Source organism: Pantoea sp. RCC30.1 (assembly GCF_058148845.1).
In genome coordinates this window covers 1-24,547 of the sequence record NZ_JBXUHX010000025.1, presented here as the reverse complement: position 1 = coordinate 24,547, position 24,547 = coordinate 1, and the positions used below count along the sequence as shown (strand labels likewise).

At 56.3% G+C, this 24,547-nt stretch carries 18 protein-coding genes and 1 pseudogene; 15 read left to right on the top strand and 4 right to left on the bottom strand.

The features are described 5' to 3' along the window. The first annotated feature begins 78 nt into the window (after window positions 1-78). Both phnE (AC2LB6_RS18650) and phnE (AC2LB6_RS18645) read left to right on the top strand, forming a co-directional pair. Window positions 79-939, top strand: coding sequence for a phosphonate ABC transporter, permease protein PhnE (gene phnE / locus AC2LB6_RS18650; RefSeq protein WP_099257518.1), 861 nt, complete (start codon window positions 79-81; stop codon window positions 937-939). Next, the gene (phnE, locus tag AC2LB6_RS18645) at window positions 936-1,820 is read left to right on the top strand and encodes a phosphonate ABC transporter, permease protein PhnE (RefSeq protein ID WP_490094628.1); all 885 of its coding nucleotides are present in this window, start codon (window positions 936-938) and stop codon (window positions 1,818-1,820) included. The genes phnE (AC2LB6_RS18650) and phnE (AC2LB6_RS18645) overlap by 4 nt, the downstream gene beginning before the upstream one ends. Here phnE (AC2LB6_RS18645) and AC2LB6_RS18640 read toward each other — a convergent pair. Beyond that, window positions 1,774-4,389 (bottom strand): ATP-binding protein, encoded by a 2,616-nt coding sequence (locus AC2LB6_RS18640; RefSeq protein WP_490094627.1) that lies wholly within the window; start codon window positions 4,387-4,389, stop codon window positions 1,774-1,776. The genes phnE (AC2LB6_RS18645) and AC2LB6_RS18640 overlap by 47 nt on opposite strands. Window positions 4,390-4,536: 147 nt before the next feature. Here AC2LB6_RS18640 and AC2LB6_RS18635 point away from each other — a divergent pair, with 147 nt between their 5' ends. The 4 genes from AC2LB6_RS18635 to AC2LB6_RS18620 all read left to right on the top strand — a co-directional run bounded on the left by AC2LB6_RS18635 (window position 4,537) and on the right by AC2LB6_RS18620 (window position 8,798). Then, window positions 4,537-6,051, top strand: a complete 1,515-nt coding sequence (locus tag AC2LB6_RS18635) for a sugar ABC transporter ATP-binding protein (RefSeq protein ID WP_090959890.1) — start codon at window positions 4,537-4,539, stop codon at window positions 6,049-6,051. A 10-nt stretch (window positions 6,052-6,061) separates the two neighbouring features. After that, window positions 6,062-7,042 (top strand): ABC transporter permease subunit, encoded by a 981-nt coding sequence (locus tag AC2LB6_RS18630; protein ID WP_008926895.1) that lies wholly within the window; start codon window positions 6,062-6,064, stop codon window positions 7,040-7,042. A 90-nt stretch (window positions 7,043-7,132) separates the two neighbouring features. Further along, on the top strand, window positions 7,133-8,071 hold the full coding sequence (locus AC2LB6_RS18625; protein ID WP_090959892.1) for an ABC transporter substrate-binding protein: 939 nt from the start codon (window positions 7,133-7,135) through the stop codon (window positions 8,069-8,071). A gap of 43 nt (window positions 8,072-8,114) precedes the next feature. Then, a complete protein-coding gene (locus tag AC2LB6_RS18620; RefSeq protein WP_490094626.1) occupies window positions 8,115-8,798 on the top strand; it encodes a D-lyxose/D-mannose isomerase in 684 nt (227 codons plus the stop codon). Window positions 8,799-8,850: 52 nt separating this feature from the next. Here AC2LB6_RS18620 and AC2LB6_RS18615 read toward each other — a convergent pair whose 3' ends face one another. Continuing rightward, a complete protein-coding gene (locus AC2LB6_RS18615; protein WP_490094625.1) occupies window positions 8,851-9,759 on the bottom strand; it encodes an AraC family transcriptional regulator in 909 nt (302 codons plus the stop codon). A gap of 135 nt (window positions 9,760-9,894) precedes the next feature. Between AC2LB6_RS18615 and AC2LB6_RS18610 the strand changes: the two genes are divergently transcribed. Next, on the top strand, window positions 9,895-10,626 hold the full coding sequence (locus AC2LB6_RS18610; RefSeq protein WP_490094624.1) for an SDR family oxidoreductase: 732 nt from the start codon (window positions 9,895-9,897) through the stop codon (window positions 10,624-10,626). Between the two features lie 35 nt (window positions 10,627-10,661). Here the strand turns inward: AC2LB6_RS18610 and AC2LB6_RS18605 are convergent, their stop codons facing one another. Further along, on the bottom strand, window positions 10,662-11,405 hold the full coding sequence (locus tag AC2LB6_RS18605) for a response regulator (protein ID WP_490094623.1): 744 nt from the start codon (window positions 11,403-11,405) through the stop codon (window positions 10,662-10,664). A 422-nt stretch (window positions 11,406-11,827) separates the two neighbouring features. On the opposite strand from AC2LB6_RS18605, the gene AC2LB6_RS18600 reads away from it, so the two are divergent. From AC2LB6_RS18600 to AC2LB6_RS18585, 4 genes and pseudogenes are all read left to right on the top strand, one after another. Continuing rightward, a complete protein-coding gene (locus tag AC2LB6_RS18600; protein ID WP_490094660.1) occupies window positions 11,828-13,126 on the top strand; it encodes an NCS2 family permease in 1,299 nt (432 codons plus the stop codon). 532 nt (window positions 13,127-13,658) lie between these two features. After that, on the top strand, window positions 13,659-13,913 hold the full coding sequence (locus AC2LB6_RS18595) for a hypothetical protein (RefSeq protein WP_490094622.1): 255 nt from the start codon (window positions 13,659-13,661) through the stop codon (window positions 13,911-13,913). Window positions 13,914-14,598: 685 nt separating this feature from the next. Then, a pseudogene (locus AC2LB6_RS18590) lies at window positions 14,599-15,123 on the top strand (LysR substrate-binding domain-containing protein); the annotation flags it as partial. Between the two features lie 559 nt (window positions 15,124-15,682). Beyond that, complete coding sequence (locus AC2LB6_RS18585) at window positions 15,683-17,227, top strand: methyl-accepting chemotaxis protein (protein WP_490094621.1); 1,545 nt, start codon at window positions 15,683-15,685, stop codon at window positions 17,225-17,227. A gap of 162 nt (window positions 17,228-17,389) precedes the next feature. Here the strand turns inward: AC2LB6_RS18585 and AC2LB6_RS18580 are convergent, their stop codons facing one another. Beyond that, window positions 17,390-18,844, bottom strand: coding sequence for an AMP nucleosidase (locus tag AC2LB6_RS18580; RefSeq protein ID WP_490094620.1), 1,455 nt, complete (start codon window positions 18,842-18,844; stop codon window positions 17,390-17,392). Window positions 18,845-19,309: 465 nt separating this feature from the next. Here AC2LB6_RS18580 and AC2LB6_RS18575 point away from each other — a divergent pair, with 465 nt between their 5' ends. The 4 genes from AC2LB6_RS18575 to AC2LB6_RS18560 all read left to right on the top strand — a co-directional run bounded on the left by AC2LB6_RS18575 (window position 19,310) and on the right by AC2LB6_RS18560 (window position 24,419). Continuing rightward, window positions 19,310-20,719: an EmmdR/YeeO family multidrug/toxin efflux MATE transporter gene (locus AC2LB6_RS18575; protein WP_490094619.1), complete on the top strand. Its 1,410-nt coding sequence runs from the start codon at window positions 19,310-19,312 to the stop codon at window positions 20,717-20,719. 195 nt (window positions 20,720-20,914) lie between these two features. Next, a complete protein-coding gene (locus AC2LB6_RS18570) occupies window positions 20,915-22,027 on the top strand; it encodes a lactonase family protein (RefSeq protein ID WP_490094618.1) in 1,113 nt (370 codons plus the stop codon). Window positions 22,028-22,177: 150 nt separating this feature from the next. Then, window positions 22,178-22,333 (top strand): hypothetical protein, encoded by a 156-nt coding sequence (locus tag AC2LB6_RS18565; RefSeq protein WP_490094617.1) that lies wholly within the window; start codon window positions 22,178-22,180, stop codon window positions 22,331-22,333. Window positions 22,334-22,751: 418 nt separating this feature from the next. Beyond that, on the top strand, window positions 22,752-24,419 hold the full coding sequence (locus AC2LB6_RS18560) for a ShlB/FhaC/HecB family hemolysin secretion/activation protein (protein ID WP_490094616.1): 1,668 nt from the start codon (window positions 22,752-22,754) through the stop codon (window positions 24,417-24,419). Window positions 24,420-24,547: the final 128 nt, after the last annotated feature.

Genomic DNA, 24,547 nt, shown 5'->3' with positions numbered 1-24,547 from the left:
CCTTCTCCGCTCAGGCGGGGAAAGCGGGACGCGGCAAACTCGCCTGCGTCCCGCTGCTTTAGCGCCGGAGATCCCCCTTTGACCGAATTCGAACACTACTATCAACGCATCCGCCGCCAGCAGAAACGTGACACGCTGCTCTGGTCACTGCTGCTGGTGGCGCTCTATCTGGCGGCTGGCAGGGTAGCAGAGTTTAATCTGCTTACCGTCTGGCAGTCGCTGCCGCACTTCTTCGACTATCTGCATGAAATCCTGCCGGTGCTGCATCTGCCGCTGTTGTTTGCCGACGGCAAGACCGAAGGCTCGCTGGCCTGGTGGGGCTACCGCCTGCCAATCCAGCTGCCGCTGATCTGGGAAACGCTGCAGCTGGCGCTGGCCTCGACACTGGTCGCGGTGGCCCTGGCGGCAGTGCTGGCCTTTTTCGCTGCCGATAATACCCAGACGCCGGTCAGCGTGCGGATGACGATTCGCGCCTTTGTCGCTTTTCTGCGCACCATGCCAGAGCTGGCGTGGGCGGTGATGTTTGTGATGGCCTTTGGCATCGGGGCAATCCCCGGTTTTCTGGCGCTGGCGCTGCACACCGTGGGCAGCCTGACCAAGCTGTTTTACGAGGCGATTGAGTCGGCGTCAGATAAGCCGGTACGCGGCCTGGCCGCCTGCGGAGCCAGCAAACTGCAGCGGATGCGCTTCGCTTTCTGGCCACAGGTTAAGCCGGTCTTTCTCTCTTACAGCTTTATGCGGCTGGAAATTAACTTCCGCTCCTCAACCATCCTTGGGCTGGTCGGTGCGGGCGGCATCGGCCAGGAGCTGATGACCAATATCAAACTGGACCGCTACGATCAGGTCAGTATCACGTTGCTGCTGATCCTGATTGTGGTGTCGCTGCTGGATACGCTATCCGGCCAGCTGCGTCGCCGTGTGACAGGAGATCGGACATGATAAGCCACGTACCTGATGTCGCGCTGCTCAGGCAGCAGCATCGTGAACTGTTCGCCGCGCAGCCGCGCTATCTGCGTCGCATAGGGCTGATGACGCTGGCGGTGCTGCTCTATTACCTCTTTTTCTTCTCGGTATTTGGCCTGGAGTGGTCGCGCCTGCTGATGGGCTGCCAGCAGTTGGGGCGCTATTTCCTGCGGATGTTTGTCTGGCATGATTTCGTGAACTGGCCGTTTAGCTACTATTTTTCGCAGGTCGGGATCACCCTGGGGATTGTGTTTGCCGGGACGCTGACCGCCTCGCTGCTGGCGCTGCCGCTGTCGTTTCTGGCGGCGCGCAATGTGATGCACGATCGCGCCGCCAAACCGCTGGCGTTTCTGATGCGGCGACTGTTCGATCTATTACGCGGCATCGATATGGCGATCTGGGGGCTGATATTCGTCCGTGCGGTGGGCATGGGGCCGCTGGCCGGGGTGCTGGCGATTATCCTGCAGGATGTTGGCCTGCTCGGCAAACTTTACGCCGAAGGGCACGAAGCGGTGGAGCGCTCTCCGGGTCGCGGACTGGGTGCCGTTGGAGCCAACAGCCTGCAGAAACACCGGTTCGGCATCTTCACCCAGTCATTCCCGCAGTTTCTGGCTCTGAGCCTTTACCAGATCGAGTCCAATACCCGCTCGGCAGCGGTGCTGGGCTTTGTCGGTGCGGGCGGCGTCGGCCTGGTCTACGCCGAGAACATGCGCCTGTGGAACTGGGATGTGGTGATGTTCCTGACGCTGATTCTGGTGGTGGTGGTTATGGTCATGGATGTCATCTCCAGCCGCCTGCGTAAGCGCTACATCAGTGGGAAACCGGTTCCGTTGTGGCAGCCTGCTGCGCGCGATTAAGCCGTTCGCTGCGCTGCCAGGCGCGATGAAGCGCCTGCACCAGCTGTGCCTGCTGCCAGGGTTTCGCCAGCCGTTCGCACAGCGGAAGCGTTACCGGCTGGTGGCGCAGATCCTGACCGCTGATGAGCAACGTCGCCAGCTGCGGCCAGTTCTGCTGCGCCTGGCGGATCACCTCCGCACCGTTAATCTCGCCGGGCAGCATCAGGTCGCTGATCAGCAGGTCGATATCCGGTGTCTGGCGCAACAGCGCCAGTGCCGCTTCACCGTCGCCACACTCCAGCGTCAGATAACCCAGCTGGTGCAGATGCTCACACAGGGTCTGGCGCACCGCCGGTTCATCATCCAGCACCAGCACCAGCCGGTTACTGGCCGCCTCAATGTCCGCCTCATTGGGCGCAGGCGATGGCGGGGCGATCAGTGCGGCGACGGCGGCTTCCGGCGCGCGTGGCAACAGCAGCCGCACTGTGGTGCCCTGGCCCGGCGCGGTTTCCAGTTCGATCTGACCGCCTGACTGACGCACAAAGCCGTAAACCATCGACAGGCCCAGTCCGCTGCCGCTGCCGGTCGCTTTGGTGGTGAAAAAGGGCTCGAAAACCTGCTCACGCACTTCAGCTGACATGCCGCAGCCATGGTCAATCACCTCAATTGTGACCCGGTCACGTTTTTCATCCCCTTCCAGGCGGCGCTGATTCCAGATGCGCAGCCGGATTTCGCCGCTTTGCTGATGCATTGCATCGCGCGCATTCACCACCAGATTCATCAGCGCGTTCTCCAGCTGGCTGGCATCAATCCAGGCGGGCCAGCCGGGACGCTGTGCGTCAATAATCAACTGCTGTCCAGGTAGCAGCGAGTGCTGCAGCAGTCCCTGCAGGTTATCCACCAGCGTCACCACTGACACCGCGCGCGGATAGAGTGCCTGCTTGCGTGAAAAAGCCAGTAGTCGCTGCGTCAGCTGGGCGGCGCGATCGGCTGCCTGCCGTGCCCGTTCAATCCGGGTGGCCAGAGGGCCGGGCATCAGCTGGCCTTCGGTCAGCGCCAGACTGCCGATAATGACCGCCAGCAGGTTGTTGAAGTCGTGCGCCAGTCCGCCGGTCAGCTGACCGACCGCCTTCATCTTCTGGCTGTGCTGCAGCGCCTCCTCAAGCGTTTTACGCGAGGTCCGGTCCAGAACGGTATTGACCATGCCGCGCCGCGGAATCGGGCTGAAGCGCAGTTCCAGCGTGCGGCCATCGGCCAGCCGGATCTCCTGCTGTTCACCGGGATCGTGCAGATCGACTGCCAGCGGTGCCAGCAGCTGCTGATAGTGGACGCCGCGATGCAGCTCACGCGGCGCAATGCCGAGCAGCTCCGCATACTGAGCATTCCACACTACCAGCTGTCCGCTGTTATCGAACAGGGCAAAGCCGTCACGCATCGCCAGGAACGTGGACTCCAGCTGGTTGCTCTTCTCTTTCAGCAGCCGCGAGGTGTGGGCCAGCGAGGCGGTATTGCGGGCAAAGACGTTAAAGGCCCGTGCCAGTTCGCCAAGCTCGTCACGCCGTTGCAGCCCCGGCACGCTGACGTTTTGCTCGCCCTGCGCCAGCCGCGTCATGGCGCCAGCAATGGCCGTCAGGCTCGACCCGAGATTGCGGTAGATATAGATCCCGGCGTACCCGGTGATCGCCAGCGCCAGCAGCACAAACAGGGCGATAAAGCCGATGATGGAGTCGAGTTCGTGGTGGGTGGCCTGGGTGCGCGCCTCACTTTGCAGCGCGACCTGCTGCACCGACGCATTGATATCGTCGTTCAGCATCGCCACCAGCGCTTTAACCCGGTAGGTGGCGTAGGCGATCGCCAGGTCGCTCTGTTCCAGCGCCTCCGCCAGCGGCAGCAGGCGCTGCTGGGTGGCCAGCAGTCGCTGCACGTTCTCGCCGGTGACGCCGGTCAGCGGCACAGTGCGCCACTGCGTCATCACCTGCTGGAGCTGCTCAATGACGGCGATGGGCGAGGGCGTGCGGATGGCGATGGTGATTAGCCGTTCGGTCTGCTCGCGCAATGCGGCATCCGGCAGTGTCCGCTGTTCCCGCTGCACCAGCTGGTCGATGTGACTGAGCAGAATCTGCGCCTGCCACAGGTCGCTCAGCATGTTGTTGCGCTGCAGATGCCGCTGATGACTGTTCAGCAGCAGGCTGTTAATCGTCTGTTCCAGCATCAGGCTGCGGGCGCGGATCCGGGCGATGCGCTCAGGCTGACGGGCTGCCAGCGGCGCGCTGGCCAGCAGGCTCAGCGACTGCTGCAACGCCTGCTGATTCTGTTGCAGCCGCTGTGATTCGCTCTGATACTCCAGCGCCCCGACCACCTGTGACAGCCGCACGGCCGCCGTCGCCACATTGGCGGTATCGCGCGCCAGTGCCAGGCTGCCGTTCATATCCGCCAGCGTCTGCGCCTGCGCCTGCTCCTGAATTGCCCCGGCATGACGAAAGCCGATGATCGCCACCACGCTTACCATCAGCGTGACCGACACCACCAGCAGATTGAACATCAACAGGCGTCCACGCGCCCCGGCCTGCCACGGATAACTGCGCTGCATCCCACGACCTCTTAATCACTGCAACGATGCGCCGAGTATAGGAGCGCGATGTCGGGCGTTTATGACAAATATGAACGGCCACTGACATTTTCCGTTTATCTGACGTTGCTTTACTGGCGGCTATCCACAGTCCGCAGGAGCGAGGCGATGACAGCCACACCGATACTGGAAATGCGGGGAATTACCCGGCGCTTCGGCAATTTTTATGCCCTGAAGGGCGTTGACCTCACGGTTTATCCCGGTGAGGTTCATGCGCTGATGGGAGAGAACGGCGCGGGTAAAAGTACACTGATGAAGATTCTGGCCGGTGCCTATACCGCCAGCAGCGGGGAAATTTTAATTGAAGGTAAGCCGTACGCCCTCAAAGGGCCGAAAGAGGCGCTGGCCGCCGGGATTACCCTGATTTATCAGGAGATCAACCTGGCACCCAACCTGACGGTGGCGGAGAACATTTTTCTCGGCAGCGAAATCGCGCCAGGCGGGCTGGTGAAGCGGCGGCAGATGGCCGAAGAGGCGCAGCGGGTTATTGATCGGCTTGGCGCGCAGTTCAGCGCCTGGGACCTCGTCAGCCGTCTGAGCATCGCCGAGCAGCAGCAGGTGGAGATCGCCCGCGCACTGCAACGTAACAGCCGGATTCTGGTGATGGATGAGCCGACCGCCGCGCTCTCCAACCGCGAAACCGAACAGCTGTTCGCGCTGATCAAACGGTTGCGCAGCGAAGGCATGGCGATCATCTACATCAGCCATCGCATGGCGGAGGTCTATGAGCTGTCGGATCGCGTCAGCGTACTGCGTGACGGCGAGTATGTGGGCAGCCTGACACGCGATCAGCTCAACGCCAGCGAACTGGTGCGGATGATGGTTGGACGGCCGCTCAGCGACCTGTTTAACAAAGACCGCGGGATCCCTTCAGGCGACATCCGGCTGGCGGTGAATCACCTGACCGACGGCGGCAAAGTGCATCCCAGCAGTCTGGAAGTGCGAGCCGGAGAGATTGTTGGCCTGGCCGGTCTGGTCGGAGCCGGTCGCAGCGAACTGGCGCAGCTGATCTTCGGTGTACACAAGCCGAAAGAGGGCGAGATCTGGATCGACGGTGAGAAGGTCACCATTCATTCACCGCGTGATGCGATTGCGCGCGGTATCGGCTTCCTCACCGAGAACCGCAAAGAGCAGGGGCTGTTTCTGGAGATGGCCGCGCAGGAGAACATTGTCATGGCGACGCTGGAGCGTGATGCCAGTTACGGCATGCTCAACCGCCGCAAAGGGCAGACCATCGCCAATGAGGCGATCGCCTCACTCAATATTCGTGTTCCCCACGCTCAGGTCCGGGCGGGCGGTCTGTCGGGCGGCAACCAGCAGAAGCTGCTGATCTCACGCTGGGTAGCGATTGGCCCGCGCATCCTGATTCTCGATGAGCCGACGCGCGGCGTCGATGTCGGCGCTAAAAGCGAGATCTACCGCATGATGCAGGAGATGGCGCGGCAGGGCGTGGCGATTTTGATGATCTCCAGCGAACTGCCGGAAGTGGTCGGGATGAGCGACCGCGTTTACGTGATGCACGAAGGCACCATCGTCGGTGAGCTGGAGGGCAGCCACATCAGTCAGGAAAATATTATGACGCTGGCAACCGGTGCGCACAGCGCGTCAGCAGGCGAAATCTAAGGAGACCACCATGACACAACTGGCCCGCACCAAAGCGCCGACGCTGAAACGCGCCCTGATGGGCGATCTGCTGCAAACGGTGGGTATCCTGCCGATTCTGATCCTGATCGTGGCGGTATTTGGTTTCGTCACGCCGAACTTCTTTACTGAAGCAAACCTGCTCAACATCACCCGTCAGGCATCGATCAATATTGTGCTGGCGGCGGGCATGACCTTTGTGATTCTTACCGGCGGTATCGACCTGTCAGTGGGGTCGATGCTGGGCACCACGGCGGTAGTGGCGCTGGTGGCGTCGCTGGATCCGATGCTCGCCTCCCTGACCATTCCGATGGCGCTGGGCGCGGGTCTGGTGATGGGGCTGTTTAACGGCATCCTGGTCGCCTGGGCCGGATTGCCCCCCTTTATCGTCACGCTCGGCACCTACACCGCGCTGCGCGGAGCCGCTTATCTGCTGGCGAACGGCACCACGGTGATCAACTCCGATATCAACTTTGAGTGGATCGGCAACGGCTATCTCGGGCCGGTGCCGTGGCTGATTGTGATTGCCTTTGCGGTGATTGCTATCTGCTGGTTCATCCTCCGTCGCACCACGCTGGGCGTTCATATCTACGCGGTCGGCGGCAATATTCAGGCTGCGCGTCTTACCGGGATCAAGGTTGGTGTCGTGCTGCTGTTTGTCTACGGCATGAGCGGTCTGCTGTCGGGGCTGGCCGGTCTGATGAGCGCCTCGCGACTCTACAGCGCTAACGGCAACCTCGGCGTCGGCTATGAGCTGGATGCGATTGCAGCGGTGATCCTCGGCGGCACCAGTTTTGTCGGCGGCATCGGCACCATCACCGGCACGCTGATTGGCGCACTGATTATCGCCACATTGAATAACGGTATGACGCTGATGGGTGTCTCCTATTTCTGGCAGCTGGTGATCAAGGGCGCGGTGATCATCATCGCGGTCCTGATCGACAAATATCGTACCCGTCATCATGTGAGTTGAGACTTAAAAGGGCGGAGACGGGATATCGCCTCCGCCACCAATAAAACGCCATTAAGCGGTTGGCACCTTGAAAACAGCAGGAGAAGGTCTATGCGTTTTAATCCGATTGTAACCGGGCTGCTGGCGGCAACGCTGTTCAGCACCGGCCTGGCTCAGGCAAAAGAACTCAAATCTATCGGCGTCACGGTCGGCGATCTGGCTAACCCCTTCTTCGTGCAGATCACCAAAGGCGCTGAGATGAAGGCGCGCCAGCTGGCGGGCGATAAGGTTAATGTGACGCTGGTCTCCAGCGGCTACGATCTCGGTCAGCAGGTCGGCCAGATTGATAACTTTATTGCGGCGAAAGTCGACATGATTATCCTCAACGCCGCCGACTCTAAAGGGATCGCCCCGGCGGTGAAGCGTGCGCGTGACGCCGGTATCGTGGTGGTGGCGGTCGACGTGGCAGCCGATGGTGCGAATGCGACCATCACCTCCGATAACACCGAGGCGGGCGCGATGGCCTGTAAATATATTTCTGACCGCCTGAAGAACAAAGGCAACGTGGTGATCATCAACGGACCGCCAGTCTCAGCCGTGCAGAACCGTGTTGAAGGCTGTATGAACGAGCTGAAAACCCATCCGGACATCAAGTTGCTCTCCTCCAACCAGAACGCCAAAGGCAGTCGTGAAGGCGGACTGGAAGTCATGACCGGTCTGCTCTCGGCAAACCCGAAAATTGATGCGGTGTTTGCCATCAACGACCCGACAGCGATTGGTGCCGATTTAGCGGCGAAACAGGCGCAGCGTAGTGAGTTCTTTATCGTGGGCGTCGATGGATCGCCAGACGGGGAAGAGGCACTGAAGCGTAAAAATTCGCTGTTTGTCGCAACACCAGCCCAGGACCCGCAGGTCATGGCGGCCAAAGCGGTCGAGATTGGCTATGACATTCTGCAGGGTAAACCGGCACCGGACAAACCGGTGCTGATCCCGGTGAAACTGATCGATCGTAATAATATCGGCAGCTACCAGGGCTGGACGGTGAAATAAGCGTTAATGCGGCACCTTCGGGTGCCGCTTTCAGGAGGCCACCATGCAACGCTCAGAGGTTAACGACTACCTGCAACATACGCGCGAGTTCTTCCGGCAGCAGGATGTCCATCTGCCGCCGTGGGCCGATTACGGCGTGAGCCAGTGGCGTGCCCAGGATCGTGAGGTGGCGCAGGAGATTCTGGCGCTGCGGCTGGGCTGGGATCTCACCAGTTTTGGCACGGCGGATTTTATGCAGACCGGGCTGACGCTGTTTACTCTGCGCAACGGCTCGCCAGGCGGGCAGCCATGGCACAAACCCTACGCCGAGAAGATTATGCACGTGCGTGAAGGGCAGTTGACACCGATGCACTATCATCCGCGCAAGATGGAAGACATCATCAATCGTGGCGGCGGCAACCTGATTGTTGAACTGCATAACCGCGACGGCGACGGGCTGGCCGACTCGCCGGTGGCGGTGTCGCTGGATGGCCTGCGTCAGACCCATGCCGCCGGAACACAGTTGCGGCTCTCTCCAGGTGAAAGCGTGACGCTGCAGGCGGGCGTCTGGCACAGTTTCTGGGGCGAAAACGGCTTCGGTGACGTGCTGGTGGGCGAAGTGTCGATGCCCAATGATGACGAAAACGACAATGTATTTTTGACGCCGCTGGCCCGTTTCAACCCGCTGGATGAGGATGAAGCGCCACGCTGGCTGCTGTGTAATGACTATTCGAACGGCTTTTTCTGAGCTGTCTTCTCAGGAAAATACAGGCTCGCCGTCGTTAGATCGGCAGGCCGCATTAACCACGCGCTCCGATCCTCTCTAATGGTTCAGCGCCGGTCAGCCTGAGTTTTCTGATGCTGCGGGCGGGCGGCTCACCGAACAGCCGCGCATATTCGCGGGTAAATTGCGTCAGACTCTCATAACCCACATCCGCCGCGACGGCAGCGACATTACCGGGCCGCAGCGCCAGCGCGTTGCGCGCCGCGTAAAGCCGCAGATGTTTCTGATACTGCAACGGGGAAAGTCCGGTGCTGGCACGGAAGCCACGATGAAAAGCCGACAGGCTCATGCCTGCAATCGCCGCCAGCGCCTCAATGCGAAATGCGGTGGCATAGTGCGTGCGGAGCCAGGCCAGTGCCTTTCTGATCTTCGCGAAATGCCCGTTCACTTCCGCCGCCTGACGCAGCACGCCGCCCTGAGGACCCTGTAGTAGCCGATAAAGAATCTCGCGCTCCACTAACGGTGCCATCACTCCGATTTCATCCGGCTTTGCCAGCAGGCGCATCATCCGCAGCCAGGCATCCGTCAGCGCATCATCCACCCTGGTGACTGAAATGCCATTCTTCGTCACAGGAAGATCGGTAACGGGCATCTGATGCAGCAGATCGCTAAGGGCCGTAAAATCGACCGTCAGACGCAGGGCCAGATAAGGCGAAGCTTCGCTGGCAACCGTGATTTCGCCGGTGGCGGGCAGGTCGAACGAGGCGGTAAACATCTCTCCGGCGGAATAGCGGATAGAGCGGTCGCCCACCTGCAGCCTTTTTTCTCCCTGCAGGATCAGGCTGACAAAGGGCGGATAGATTTCAGGCGGCAGGGCCATCGGCTGGCTGACGCGATACAGATCCACGCGCGGAATCGCCGTCGCAGTGAGTTCATTCGCCGCGCACGCCAGCACTTCATCTCTTAACGCATCAAAGCCATTCATGTCACGTGTCTCCGGCGGTTACCGCGCCTGAAGGGAGAAAAGCAGGAATGGGCAAATTTTAGGCAGAATTGCAGCCGCCGCGCAACCCGCTGCAGATTATTCTCGTTTCCTGACCGTTTTGCAGGAAAACGTTAAATGAGAATTGAAGAAGCAGTGATCATGATTACCGGTGCATCGTCGGGGATTGGTGAGGCCACGGCGCGAGCGGCGCTGCAGGCGGGTGCGCGGGTTATCTTACTGGCACGGCGCAAACAGCGCATTGATGCCCTGGCTGAGATGTCCGTAAATGCGCTGGCGGTAGCCTGCGATGTCACGCAGGCTGACCAGATTGAAAATGCCGTCAGAATCGGGATGGCACGCTTTGGCCGGATTGATGTGCTCATCAACAATGCCGGGCAGGGGTTGTATGCGGCGATTGATGAGATTGATGCGGCGGAATTCAGGGCGCTGCTCGACCTTAACCTGATTGCCCCGCTGATGATGATGCAGGCGGTGATCCCGCAGATGCGGCGGCAGGGCACTGGCAGCATTATCAACGTCAGTTCCGGGGCGACGCTGGCAACCTATGCGGGATCGGCGGCCTACACCAGTTCCAAGGCGGGGCTGAATATGCTCTCTGGTGTGGCACGGCTGGATCTGGCTGAAGCCGGGATTACAGTCTCTGTTGTTTATCCGTTTATGACTGCCTCGGAATTTTATCAGTCGGTGAAATCGGGACAGGACGTGGCGACTGAGCAGTTGCAGCAAAGCGTAGCGTTCGCTCATACCCCTGAACGCGTGGCCGAAACGATTCTCGCTGTCATCCGGAGCGGGGAAGCGCAGGTGGATCTGGTGCCGCGCGCATATGGCGGGAGTGACGAGGGGTAAGAGTGGGCCGCTGTTCGCTGGCCCGGCGGGGTGATTCAGGCGATCTGGCTGGTGCGCGGCGCGGTTTCGGGTTTCATCACGTCAGCCGAAAAGACATAGCCCAGACCGCGAATAGTGCGGATCAGGTCGGGCTGATGTGGATTGATTTCGATTTTGCGGCGCAGGCGCATGATCAGCACGTCGATGGTGCGGTCAAACACGTCCAGGCTTTCGCTGTGGGTCAGCTCCAGCAGCTGATCGCGGGTGAGTACTTTGCGGGCATGGCGCACCAGCGCGCGGAGCAGGCTATATTCCCCCTGCGTCAGCGGCACCAGCTCGCGCTGCGGATTAAACAGCTGGCAGCGGCCATCGTCCAGTTGCCAGCCGCTAAAGCGCCAGGCCTCCTGTTCAGAATCGGGCTGTGCAATGCGTCCACTGCGACGCAGGGCCGCCCGGGCGCGCGCCACTACCACGCGGGGATTAAAGGGTTTGGCGATGTAGTCGTCTGCGCCCATCTCCAGACCCACCACCATCTCCGCCTCCGAACCCATCCCGGTCAGCATAATCACCAGCACGTCCGGTCGCTGCCGCTGAAGCTGCTGCAACACCAGTAACCCGTTGGTATCGGGCAGCATCATATCCAGCATCACCAGCGAGATTTCCGGGTGTTCGCTGAGCATCGATAGCGCCTCGCGTCCCTGATGACAGCTGTAAACCGTTAACAGATGTTCACTTAACGCATCCTGCAGGACGTCGCAGACAGCAGGATCATCATCCACCACCAAAATCGCTGGCTTCATGGCGCGGCCTCAATGTTACGAAAGAGTTAATTCTGGAGTCTACACAGGCCATAAAAGGTTGCTGAGGCAGCGTGCTGAAACGTGACCAGCTTCGCCTGTGAGATTGCTGAAGCGTGCGCTGGCGCAGAGTTTTTGGGCGTTGCCCGCGTGCCGCAGGAAAACGATTGCGCGGGATCGGTGCATTGCACCATAATCGCGCCTCGTTTTGGTTCGGAATGTTCTTAGGCGTGTCCAGCGCTGCCAGGTAATCGATTGCGTCGGTAGATGGCATGGCAATTGCTTTGGGCAGTGGGTCAGTCAGGGATTTCAGGCGGTTCTGGCACGCAAGTATGCAGCGGCTGGTATCCATGTCCCTAAACAGAATAAATCAGCATGCAAACCCCTTTGGCAAGAGAGACTGATGTCTCCTGTATCGAGAGATGATGATGTTAGAAAAACTATTCAAACTCAAAGCGCATAACACCACGGTTCGTACCGAGATTATCGCCGGGATCACGACCTTCCTGGCGATGGCTTATATTCTGTTTGTGAACCCGAGCATTCTGGGCGCTACCGGCATGGACAAGGGCGCGGTGTTTGTCGCCACCTGTCTGGCGGCGGCGATTGGCTGCGTGCTGATGGGACTGATTGCTAACTACCCGATTGCGCTGGCACCAGGCATGGGGCTGAATGCTTTCTTCACCTACACCGTTGTGCTGCACATGGGCTACACGTGGCAGATTGCGCTGGGCGCGGTGTTTCTCTCGGCGGTGATTTTCTTCGCGATGTCGCTGTTTAAGATCCGTGAGTGGATTATTGCCAGTATCCCGCTGCCGTTGCGCGCCGGAATTGGTGCCGGTATCGGGCTGTTCCTGGCGATTATTGCGCTGGAAGGGGCGGGCATCGTGGTTGATAACCCGGCGACGCTGGTGGGTATTGGCGATCTGACCAAACCGGGTCCGCTGCTGGCGATGCTCGGCTTTGTGGTGATCGTCGTACTGGAAGCGCGTCGCGTAACCGGCGCGGTGCTGATCGGCATTCTGCTGGTGACTTTTATCTCCATGGGCATTGGCCTGTCGCCGTTTGCCGGCGTCTTCTCTGCGCCGCCGTCGATTGCACCTACCTTCTTGCAGCTGGATATCGCCGGGGCATTTAACGTAGGCCTGATCAGCGTGATTTTTGCCTTCCTGTTTGTTGATGTGTTTGATAACACCGGCACACTGCTGGGCGTGACCAAACGCGCTGGTCTGGCGGATGAGCAGGGCAACGTGCCGAAGATGGGCCGTGCGCTGATTGCCGACAGTGCGGCTGCGCTGTTTGGTTCACTGCTCGGCACCTCGACCACGACCAGTTATGTCGAGTCCGCGGCGGGCGTGAGTGCGGGTGGACGTACCGGACTGACCGCGATTGTGGTGGGTGTGCTATTCCTGCTGGCGCTGTTTTTCTCGCCGCTGGCCTCCAGCGTGCCGGTTTATGCCACTGCGCCTGCGCTGCTGTTTGTGGCCGTGCTGATGGCATCCGGTCTTGCTGATATTGACTGGACAGATATCACTACCGCTGCGCCGGTCACCGTGACTGCGCTGACCATGCCGCTGACTTATTCGATCGCTAACGGCATCGCGTTTGGTTTTATTACCTGGACGCTGGTGAAACTGCTGAGCGGTCGTGTGAAAGAGGTGAATGCGGCGCTGGTGATTCTGTCGATTCTGTTTGTGATTAAGCTGGGATGGTTGAGTGCTTAGTTGTTGCCTGGCGGCAGGGTTGGTTTCGCTTTACAGCGGGCTGGCGCTGAGCGGGTTACGCTTTGCAGCGGGCTGGCGCTGAGAAGGTTACGCCCGCCAGGCGGTGGGGAGTTTCAGATCGCCCGTGCAGGCGGACGCGTCAAGGGGCGGACGCCCGCCCCTTAACAATCCCGGCGCCGGCTGCCTGCGCGCCCCGCTGCGCGGGGTCCCTTCGTCACGCCCTGCGGCCGACGGACCGTCCGGACTCGCCATCCCTGGCTCGCGCCGTCCTTTCGCCGACGTCCTGTCGGCTCATCCTGGCCTCCGGTTGTTCCTCAGCGCTTCGGACGCCTCGGGGGAACCCCTGCCGGTGGGATTGTTGCCCGGTTCGGGGATGCAGGCCGCTGAAAGCGGGGAAGGACTGGACTGGTTTCGTTGCTATGAGCAGGTTTCGTTCGCCAGGCGATGGGGCAGGCAGGCGGTGTCTGATACCTTGCTAAGGGTTGCAATAGAATGCATATGGCGGAAATGTAGTGGTCATTAAATATCCCTGGTGAAGGATATTGAAGTTATCGGCTACCTTTCAGAAAAAAATAAGCGCAACCGCACCACATTAAACCTGACAGACATCAAATTTTTAAGATGTCAGTACATTTCAGACTCCGCCCAGGAGCACCACCCTGCAGACCTCAACCTCCCTCTGCTCAGTGAATTAACCCGACTGACTTCTTTTCTGATTGAACAAAATGTTCACCAGCCATTAGCGCCCGGCGGCTTAAATAAAAATAACGGCAGACAACGAAAATGATTAATCAGCAATTCTACTGACATCAGGACCCGCTGACGATGGAAAGGTTTCATCCACTTATGAGGGAAGGTTTTGTAATAAACGCACCTGCTACAAACGCCATTGCAGTGCAATGTCTTCACCAGTGAGGTGCCTGAGTTCTCGATTTATCAACGAGGTCTGCTTAACTGCAATTACCACGGCGTGCAGCTGATTAGAATGATGTTTTCCCATCATGTTTTTGTAAAAAAAAGGTGGTGATTTTACGGAATAATTTTATGGATTAATTTTTTTAAGGCAGCAATTTATTTAAATTAATAAAATCAAGGGTATCCAGGTTATGAGTTCTGTTTCAGCACTGAAAATGCTTTTAACAGTGTGCCAGGGCTTTCCGGCGCCCAAAATGACATTAATTACATAACTGTTCTTACCAGGAAAATTGCCGATAAATTATAAGCCAGGCGGTGAAACCTGAACATCATGCTGAAGGGGGGAGGGTATTACTTAAGCATGCACGATATATTCTGGCCAATGTTGATGATGTATTGAATGAAGTACAATGCTTCAGGCGAGGTGAAAGCAACGAAATAAATTTAGGATTTGCAGGCGGAACCTATTTCAAACGGGGTATTACCGCACGCCTTTGCCAGTTTACGCGTACTCATACTGAACTACTGCTGAAGTCCGTTCTCGCGGGCATACGCCTGACCTTATCAGGAAACTCCTTGAGGGAAGTGTGGACGCTGCATTCATTAGTCCGCTAACGGATACGCTGGATGGCGTAGAGCTTACACCGATTGTGCAGGAGTCTTTGGCTGTTGTATTGCCGATAAATCATCGGCTTGCTATTTCTGGCGGCGCTATTTCACTGGAGATGCTCGCCACGGAGCCTTTTGTTCTCTGCGAGAGAAACAACATTGGGACAATGTTCGATATCCTTATGGCTGCCTGTCATCAGGCAGGCTTTACGCTCATTCGCGGGCAGTATGCACTTCAGATCGAGTCTATCATACCGATGGTAAGTGCCGGTTTTGGCATCTCGATTGTTCCTGATTCTCTGCGAAATGATTTGCATAGCAGGGTCGTTCTCTTACCTGTCGAAGGCCAGAGACTCAATACTGCCGTCCTGCTCGCAACCCGGTATCGTGATACCTCTCCGGCAATCGGGAAATTTGTGACTTCGATTACGAATGATAGTGCAGGCGCTGATGAAAAAAGAAAGCCGGTTTGAGAGGGTTGAATGACGGTTAGCGTCAGCATGAAATCATCACTTACAGACCTAAGATAACATGAAAAAACGTAACCTTTTGTCCGGTTTTTTCTATTTTAAATCAAACTATTTCTGAGGTTATTTGTAATTTTACGTTATGTGTGTATCACAGAGTTTGGTCTGCTGTTGAAGATATAATAAAAGATTGAAGATGAAATTGTCATTAATATTATTTTGGGGTTTTTATGCGCGGGCAGAACATCCAGATTTTAGTCGCTTTATTGACGGTGCCTGCAACAGTTTAATGAAACTTTTATGATACGCACCATGGGTATCAAAACGTGGAGGGTAACGCAATCACAAGTTCAGGTAATGTAAAACATAAGATATTGGATGATTTTTAATACAAAAAGTAGCGGTCTCTGGTAAATCTGATATGCCTGAAAAATTTATGATTTATTGTGGCGTTTTAAAGGTGGAAATTAATTCTGTCCAACATTACTTATGCAATAAATATTTACTGAAGTAAAAAGCATATATGCCGATAGAACTATATCGCCACCCCTTTCAAGGAACTATAATGAAAATATCAACACGCCTCGGCTCTGGATTTGGTACGTTAATAATCTTTTTTTCCATATGCATCGTTGTCGCTATTCACTCTTTATATCAGGCTAAAAGTACACTTGAGTCTGTTGTTCAGGGGGATATGAAAAAAAATAAATTAATCAATGAGCTCACTCTGGCCCAGCGCGATATGGCGATAACCGTAAGGAATTTATCACTATTTTCAGATCAGACTCTTATCCAGGAGCAGTCTGATCGCCTGGTTAAACTAAAGGCTAAATTTGCATCCAGCAGGGATCAACTGAAAACGATGATCAGCCAATCTGGTGATACTGCCGAATATAAAGCCTTTGAGAAGATCAGTGACAGCGAGAAAAATGCCCTGGACGCCTTCAGTAACACCGTTCCGCTGGCACTGGCTAAAAACAGTGAAATCACCGTTAAGTATCTGTTGGAAAAAGTCAGACCCGCTCAGGTTCCGTTGCTTGAAGGTCTTTCTCTTATGAGTGAAATCCTGGCAAAGCAGTCGGATGACTCAGTGAATCAAAACGCGAAAAATACCGAAAGAGCCTACATCATCCTGGTGACGCTTTTAGTTGCGGCTATTTTGTTCGGCACAGGCACCAGCGTCTATCTTATTCGTAAACTCATGAGCGAGCTTGGCGATGAGCCGAGTACAGCGCGGAAGCTTGCTTATGCGATCACCAATGGAGATCTGACCACACCGGTTATGCTGAAGAAAAATGACACTCTCAGTCTCATGGCCTCTTTAAACAGTATGCAGGTTCGGTTACGGGATATCGTTTCAGAGATTAAATCAGGCTCTTCTTCAGTCGCCCTTTCTGCGAATGAGATTTCTGAAGGTAATAATGAGCTTGCATCCCGCACTGAGCAGCAGGCCGCTGCATTGCAGGAAACGGCTGCGAGTATGGAACAGCTAACCGCTACTGTTCAAAATAACAGCAAAACAGCCAGGGAAACAGCCAACTCAGCAAGAGATACCGCCTCAATTGCCAAAAGGGGTGAAACGGACGTCAAACTGATGTCAGATACGATGAGTGATATTTCTAAGAGCGCTTCTAAAGTCAGAGATATCACTGCCGTCATTGAAAGTATCGCCTTCCAGACAAATATTCTTGCCCTGAACGCAGCCGTTGAAGCGGCGCGAGCGGGAGAGACAGGAAGGGGCTTTGCTGTCGTCGCGTCTGAAGTCAGAACGCTTGCACAACGGAGTGCGACTGCTGCTAAAGATATTAAAACATTAATAGAACAGGCTGTCGGACAGGTGGAGTGCGGTGTCACTGTTGCCAGTGATACGGGTTTGAGTATTCTCAAGGTCGTGCATCTGGTGGATGAACTGGCTGAATCAATGGACGCTATTGCGCTGTCGTCGGCTGAACAGATGCAGGGGATTTCTCAGGTGAGCATTGCAGTTAGTCAGATGGATGGGGTGACGCAAAATAACTCTGCTCTGGTCGAAGAGTCATCAAGTGCTTCTCAGTCTCTCTCTGAGCAAGCGCAGTCTCTCAGGCTGATTGTTGAAACCTTTAAAGTGTAATACCGACACCTAAATGAGTTTTGGCTCTTTGGTGAGGGATGAAGATTGACCTTTATAATTTCTGATCAAATAGTGTTCAACATCACAGGCTATGTGCTTTGAATCTATTTAACACAACCTGAGACGGGTGCTGCCAAATGGCAGCACCCGTTCTGTTCATGCTTATCTGAAAGGCGGCTCATTAAAGGTCCGCAGCTTCCGTGAATGCAGCTTATCGCCTTCGGCGCGCAGCAGCTCAACCGCGTGGATACCAATCTGCAGATGCTCTGAAATCGCCCCCTCATAGAAGCGGTTCGCCTGACCCGGCAGCTTGATCTCGCCGTGCAGCGGCTTGTCTGAAACGCACAGCAGCGTGCCGTAGGGCACACGGAAGCGATAACCCTGCGCGGCAATGGTGGCGCTCTCCATATCGACCGCGACTGCGCGACTCAGGTTAAAGCGCAGGGCCGACGCGGAGTAGCGTAACTCCCAGTTACGGTCGTCCGTGGTCACCACAGTACCGGTACGTAGCCGTTGTTTGACCTCTTCGCCTGGCATGCCGCTCACGGCTTTTGTGGCGTCGTAGAGCGCGCGCTGCACTTCGGCAATGCTTGGCACCGGGATGTCTGGCGGGAGCACGCTGTCGAGCACATGATCGTCACGGAGATAAGCATGGGCCAGCACGTAATCACCAATCCGCTGGCTCTCACGCAGACCGCCACAGTGACCAATCATCAGCCAGGCGTGGGGGCGCATCACCGCCAGATGATCGCAGATGGTTTTAGCATTCGACGGGCCGACACCGATATTAATCAGCGTAATACCGCGACGATTCGGCGAAGTGAGATGCCAGGCCGGCATCTGGTGCTTCTTCCACGCCAGGTCAGACAGCATCGATTCGCTGTCGGCGGTGTTGGCGGTCAGCACCACATCACCGGCGCAGGCAAGGCTGTCGTAAGGGGTGCTGGGATCGCGCACCTGCTCGATCGCCCAGCGCACAAACTCATCAACATAACGGGTGTAGTTGGTGAACAGCACAAACGGCTGGAAGTGCTCTATGCTGGTGCCGGTGTAGTGACGCAGGCGGGCCAGCGAGAAGTCGGTACGCAGCGCGTCAAAGTGTGACAGTGGGAATTTGGCATCGGCGTGGAACAGGCCGTCGGCGGTCTCATCGCCAATCTGCGACAGTTCGGTGGTCGGGAAGTGGCGCGCAATACCCGCGCTCATGGTGCGATCCAGCGACAGATCGGAGCCGTCAATCACGTAAGGATAGGGGATCTCCTGGCTGGACGGCCCCACGTCGATCTCCAGCTGATATTCCTTCTCCAGCATCTGAAGCTGTTCCGAAATGTAGTGACGCAGCAACGCCGGACGGGTAACCGTGGTGCTGTAGCTGCCGGTGTGGGTGAAGCGTCCCCAGGCTCGCGTGCGGTTCTGCTGTGGACCCTCGCCGTGCCAGGTGATGCGTAGCTCCGGGTAGACAAACAGTCCCTTTGCGCGATCGGCCTCGTCGGGCAGTGTGCCGTTTTCGGTAAAAGCTTTGATCGCCGCGCGCAGCGCATCAATGGCACCGTCGTACAGGCGTTCAAGTTGATCCAGCGCCTGCTGGCTGGTCAGGTTTTTCCGTAGTGTCGGCATGGTTTCTCCTTCCATTTTTTTCCGCAATTTGCCCCAAGCTTAGCGGGTTTGTTGCAGAGATTGGTGAAGAATCTGTGATCGCCTTTTTTTTGCACTAACGACGCGGAGAATCTGAGCAATGCGGATTCGGGAGAGAATCCGGCGCAGTGAAATTAATTAAGAGAATCTTTACTATTTCAGAAGATAAATCGCTACATTCAGATGCGATTCAGATGACCAGAGAGTGGCAAAGCAGGCAGCAGCAAAGCATTAACATCCGATCATAACGTCACGGAAATAATCAGGTTTGCTACAGCGGGCGGGGCAGTGAGGCAGATTGTGCCGTAACGGGATTAAAAAGTTTGTAACCATGATTAATTTGCACCGGAAAGACTTTGCATATTTCTCTGCCCCCTATCATCATTAGATCTCCTGTCCAGTCTCTTCTGATTTGGTAATCCTTTGCAAAATCCTGGCGTAGCAGTGATGCAGGCGATTAAGCGCACGGCGTGGTACCCGAAACGCCGCTCGTATCGCACGCTCTACTGGCGTGAAATATCGCCATTAGCAGTGCCTATCTTCTTCGAGAACGCCTGTGTGCTGTTGATGGGCGTACTGAGCACCTTCCTGGTCAGCTGGCTGGGTAAAGAGGCGATGGCGGGCGTCGGTCTGGCCGACAGCTTCAACATGGTGATCATCTCGTTCTTTGCTGCCATCGATCTCGGTACCACGGTGGTGGTGGCGTTCAGCCTGGCAAAACGTAACGGCAAGCGCGCTCGCGCCGCCACGCGTCAGTCGCTGGCCATGATGACGATACTCGCCTTTGTGCTGGTGATCGCCATTGAGTTCTGGGGCCATCTTATCGTCGATGCGATAGCCGGTGCCGCCGATCCTAAAGTTAAAGCGCTGGCGCTGAGCTATCTGCAGACCTCTGCCTGGAGCTATCCGGCTGCCGCCATCACGCTGATTGGTAGCGGGGCGCTGCGCGGTGCAGGCAACACTAAGATTCCGATGCTGATTAACGGCGGCATGAACATCCTCAACATCATCATCAGTAGCGTGCTGATTTATGGCTGCTTCTCGTGGGAGGGTTTAGGGTTTATCGGTGCCGGACTTGGACTGACCATCACCCGGTACATCGGGGCGATTGCGGTGATTTACGTGCTGATGATCGGCTTTAACGCCTCGCTGAAAATCACGCTGTCGAGCTATTTCCGGCGCTGGAACAGCAGCATTCTGATGGAAGTGTTAGGGATAGGCGTGCCTGCCAGTATCGAGTCGGTGCTGTTCAACGGCGGTAAACTGCTGACCCAGGTGTTTGTTGCCGGGATGGGCACCAGTGAGATTGCGGGTAACTTTATCGCTTTCTCGGTTGCGTCGCTGATTAACCTGCCGGGCAATGCGCTGGGTTCCGCATCTACTATTATTACCGGCACCCGTCTGGGCAGAAATCAGGTGTTTCAGGCGGAGCGTCAGGTGCGGCATGTCTTCTGGCTGGCGACCTTGTGTCTGAGCGCGATAGCGCTGCTGACAGTGCCACTGGCCGGGTTGCTGGCGCGCTTCTATACCAGCGATCCGGAGGTCATTAACGTGACGAAGCATCTGCTCTGGCTTAACGCGCTGTTTATGCCACTGTGGGCCGCATCCTGGGTGCTTCCCGCCGGCCTCAAGGGCGCACGCGACGCGCGTTACACCATGTATGTTTCGATGTTCAGCATGTGGTGTGCGCGCGTGGTGGTCGGTTACGTGCTCGGCATTATGCTGGGGATGGGCGTCACCGGCGTCTGGCTGGGGATGTTCCTCGACTGGACGGTGCGAGGCATCTTCTTCTGGTGGCGTCTCAACAGCGGCAAATGGCTTAACCGCTATCGGAAAATGATCGCCAAAACCGGTTAACATACTGCTTACGCCTTCCCTGATCCTGGGGGAAGGCGTTAAATCTCATTCCCGCCCCAAAAAAATAACATCTCCGTCACATCTCCAGACTTCCGGTCATAAATTCAGTCAGTTGCACAAAGCCAGCCTCATCGGACAGGGTTAGCGTAATGCCTGCTGCGCACTGACGCAGACACTACTTATCAAGGTGACCCTATGATCCGTCTCAAAACGGCGCTGGCACTCCTGCCGCTGCTGTGTAGCTGCCCGCTGTGGGCGACAACCTTTGTCTATGTGTCTAATGCTGAATCCGGCACCGTTTCACGCTATCAGCTCAGTGAGGCGAACGGCAGCCTGCAATGGCGGGGCGATACGCCTGCCGGAAAAAAAATCATGCCGCTGGCAGCCAGCCCGGATGGTAAACATCTCTATGGCGCGCTGCGCAGTCCGCCTTATTCGATCATCAGCTGGCGTGTCACCGGCCCGCACGGTGATTTGCAGAAAATGGCGGTAACGCCGGTCGCGGCCAGCTTTCCGTGGATCACCACCGACAGGAGTGGGCGCTATCTGCTGGCCGCCTCCTATGACAGTGATATCGTCACCAGCAACCGGATTGATGATAAAGGGATTGTGACCGCGCAGGTCACGGGCGAGGTGAAAACCGGGCCACATGCCCATTCGGTGATTACCGACGTCAGCAATCATTCACTCTACGTCGGCAACCTTGGCGCGGATCGGGTGCTGCAATATACCTTTGCCAGTGACGGGGCCATTACGCCGCTGGGGAACGGTTTTGTTCAGGGCGAGAAGAACAGCGGTGCGCGGCATTCGGTGATCTCGCCGGATAATCGTTTTCTCTATAACCTCGCGGAGATGAGCGGCACCATCACGCAGTTCCGGCGCGCGGCAGATGGCTCGCTGACGGAGCTGAAACGCTGGCCGAATGCGGTGGCGAAGAAATATAACCTGCAACATGGTGAGCAGCGCCCGGCGGGCTACAGCGATCCGACGCCGCGCATCTGGGCGGCGGACATCAAAATCACGCCGGATGGGCAGTTTATTTACTTAACTGAGCGCACCTCCAGCACCGTCAGCGGCTACCGGGTTGATAAACAGTCGGGTGAGTTAACACTCATCGGCAGCTGGCCAGTTGAAAAACAGCCGCGCAGTATTGCTATTGATGCGCAGGGAAAATGGCTGATTGTCAGCGGAGAGAAGAGTGCGGTGATTGGCAGCTACGCTATCGATTCCGCCAGCGGTGAACTCAAACGGGTCGCTGAAGCGCCAGCCGGTAAAGGCGCGAACTGGGTGACGCTGATAACGCAGTAAACAGCCTCTGGGAAGCGGTGTTTAGCGGTAGCAAATCAAGCGGCAGGGCGCGATATGCCATTTCTGATATAAGCAGCGCAGATATTTTTGGTTCAGATCGGGCGTGTAAGCGGGTTTACTCAGGGCATCAACTGATGCGGAGAGCCTGAGATGAAACAGAAACTGATAGCCTGGTTTGAACAGCTGCTGAACGGCCCTGCGGGTGATGCGCATAGCCATGACATTAACGTGGAACTGCTGCTGCCGCTGAGTCAGCTGTATGGACTGGAATATTATCCGGCAGTGCATCGCTACCATGAAAAATAATGGTTGTTGTGTTTTGTCTGGTTAAAAGGCCCGCTAATTTGCGGGCCTTTTTGCGTCTGGGGTTTGGAGGTGTGCATCTTTTTAGTCTCCAGGCCTTGCGACTAAAAACAGTCACTTCATCGATTTATATCCCGCTTACTACCTCAACGTTGTTATATGAATGAGTAATCCTGCGCGGATAATTATTTACAACTGCCTGTTTTTAAATTCATTTCCTTAACACTCCTAAAATCCCCTATGTAAAGAAAGTGGCCAGGCAGTTGTAAATTTGGCTTAGAAAAATTTTTATCACCGCTAATTTCACTTTTTTTAAAAGAGAATTGTTATTTCAAGTCAATAAGGAACTTCCGATTGTTAAGGTGGTAATCTGCGCGCCTGTGCTTACACAAAACTTACAATAAGCGTTGTTAATCCTTCGATGAGAATGCCTGAAACAGGGAAGTGGCTGGTTTTCGGAGCCAGTTTGTTTATCAGTAATGTCATGGCTGCGCCAGTCACACCGGGCGACCTTGACGCTATTCAAAATCAGCAGCAGCAACGGTTGCAACAGGATCAGCAGCAGCGTGACGCCTTAACGCAGGCGCATCAGGTTGAGCTGCAAAAAACCGGGGTAGCGCCCGTCAGCGGTCCCTGTTTTGATATTCGCCAGATTATCCTGCAACAGGCGACGTTAATCACGCCGGATAAGCAGGCGAAACTCGTCGCGCCTTATAGCAATCAGTGCCTCAGTCTGGATCGTATTAATCAGCTGGTACGCGCCATTTCAGAATGGTATGTCCAGCGTGGATATATCACCAGCCGCGCTTTCCTGACAGAACAGAACCTCTCTCACGGCGTTTTGATTATCACCGTGCTGGAGGGAAGGCTGGAAGAGATTCGTTTGCAGGGAGCCAGTTCACGTCAGTTGAACATGGCATTCCCAACCGGTGCCGGTCGCATTTTAAATTTACGCGATATTGAACAGGGTATGGAGCAGATAAACCGGCTCCGTACCACACCGGTTCAGATTGAAATCATCCCGTCGGCTAAGCCGGGTTATTCCATTGTCAATCTGACCAGCAAACCTGAATTTCCTCTGACGCTGGGGCTGAATATGGACAACAGCGGCCAGCGAAGCACCGGCATTGGTCAGCTTTCTGCCTCGCTGGTGGGTAACGACCTGCTGGGTGTTGCCGATCGCTGGTTTATCAGCGGTGGTCGCAGCAGCGCTTTCAGCGACTGGCGCGATGCGCAAAATTTCCAGGCCGGCGTCAGCGTGCCTTATGGCTATGGGCTGCTGGATTACAGCTATAGCTGGAGCAACTATCACAGCCGCTTTAACGCCAATAATTTCGACTGGTATAGCTTCGGCGATAACATCTCTAACCGCCTCAGCGGCTCGTGGGTGCTATTCCGCAACGGGGAAATCAAAACCGGCGTTCAGGTTGGGCTGAACCATTACGTCAGCCATAACTGGCTGAACCAGACGCTGCTTCAAAGCAGCAGCCGCAAACTGACCAGTCTGCAGATCGGCTTTAACCATACGCAAAAAGTCGCAGGCGGGGTTGCCACGCTTAACCCGATGCTGAGCCGTGGGATGCCGTGGTTCGATGCAGAAAGCGACAGCGGTAAAAGCGACGATTTGCCCAAAGCTGAATTCCGCAAATGGAGTGTCAGCAGCAGCTATCAGCGGCCGGTTACTCAGAAAATGTGGTGGCTCAGCAGCTTTTACGCCCAGTGGTCGCCCGATCGTCTGTATGGCAGCGAACGCCTGACGATAGGGGGTGAGAGCTCGGTTCGCGGTTACAAAGAACAATACCTTTCCGGCGATGTTGGCGGCTACCTGCGCAACGAACTCAATTACACGCTGTTTACCCTGCCAGCCATTGGCGTGGTCAGTACCACGCTGGCACTGGATGGTGGCTGGTTGCAGAGCGACAAACAGGATCGCTATGCAGCTGGCACGCTGTGGGGCAGTTCGCTGGGGCTTGGCACCCGGAACGCGCACGTCTCTACCCAGCTGTCGCTGGGTATCCCTGTCAGCTATCCCAATTATCTTGCGCCTGATCGCCTCAGCGTTTACGCGCGTGTTGGACTCGTTTTTTAAAAAAAGGCACCGATTATGGATGATCAATTAAAGCTTTCACTGTCGCGTCGTCTGCTGAGCTATCTCATCTGCTCGCTGATCGCGTTTCAGCCACTGCTGCCCGCCTTTTCTGCGGCGATAGCCCCCGT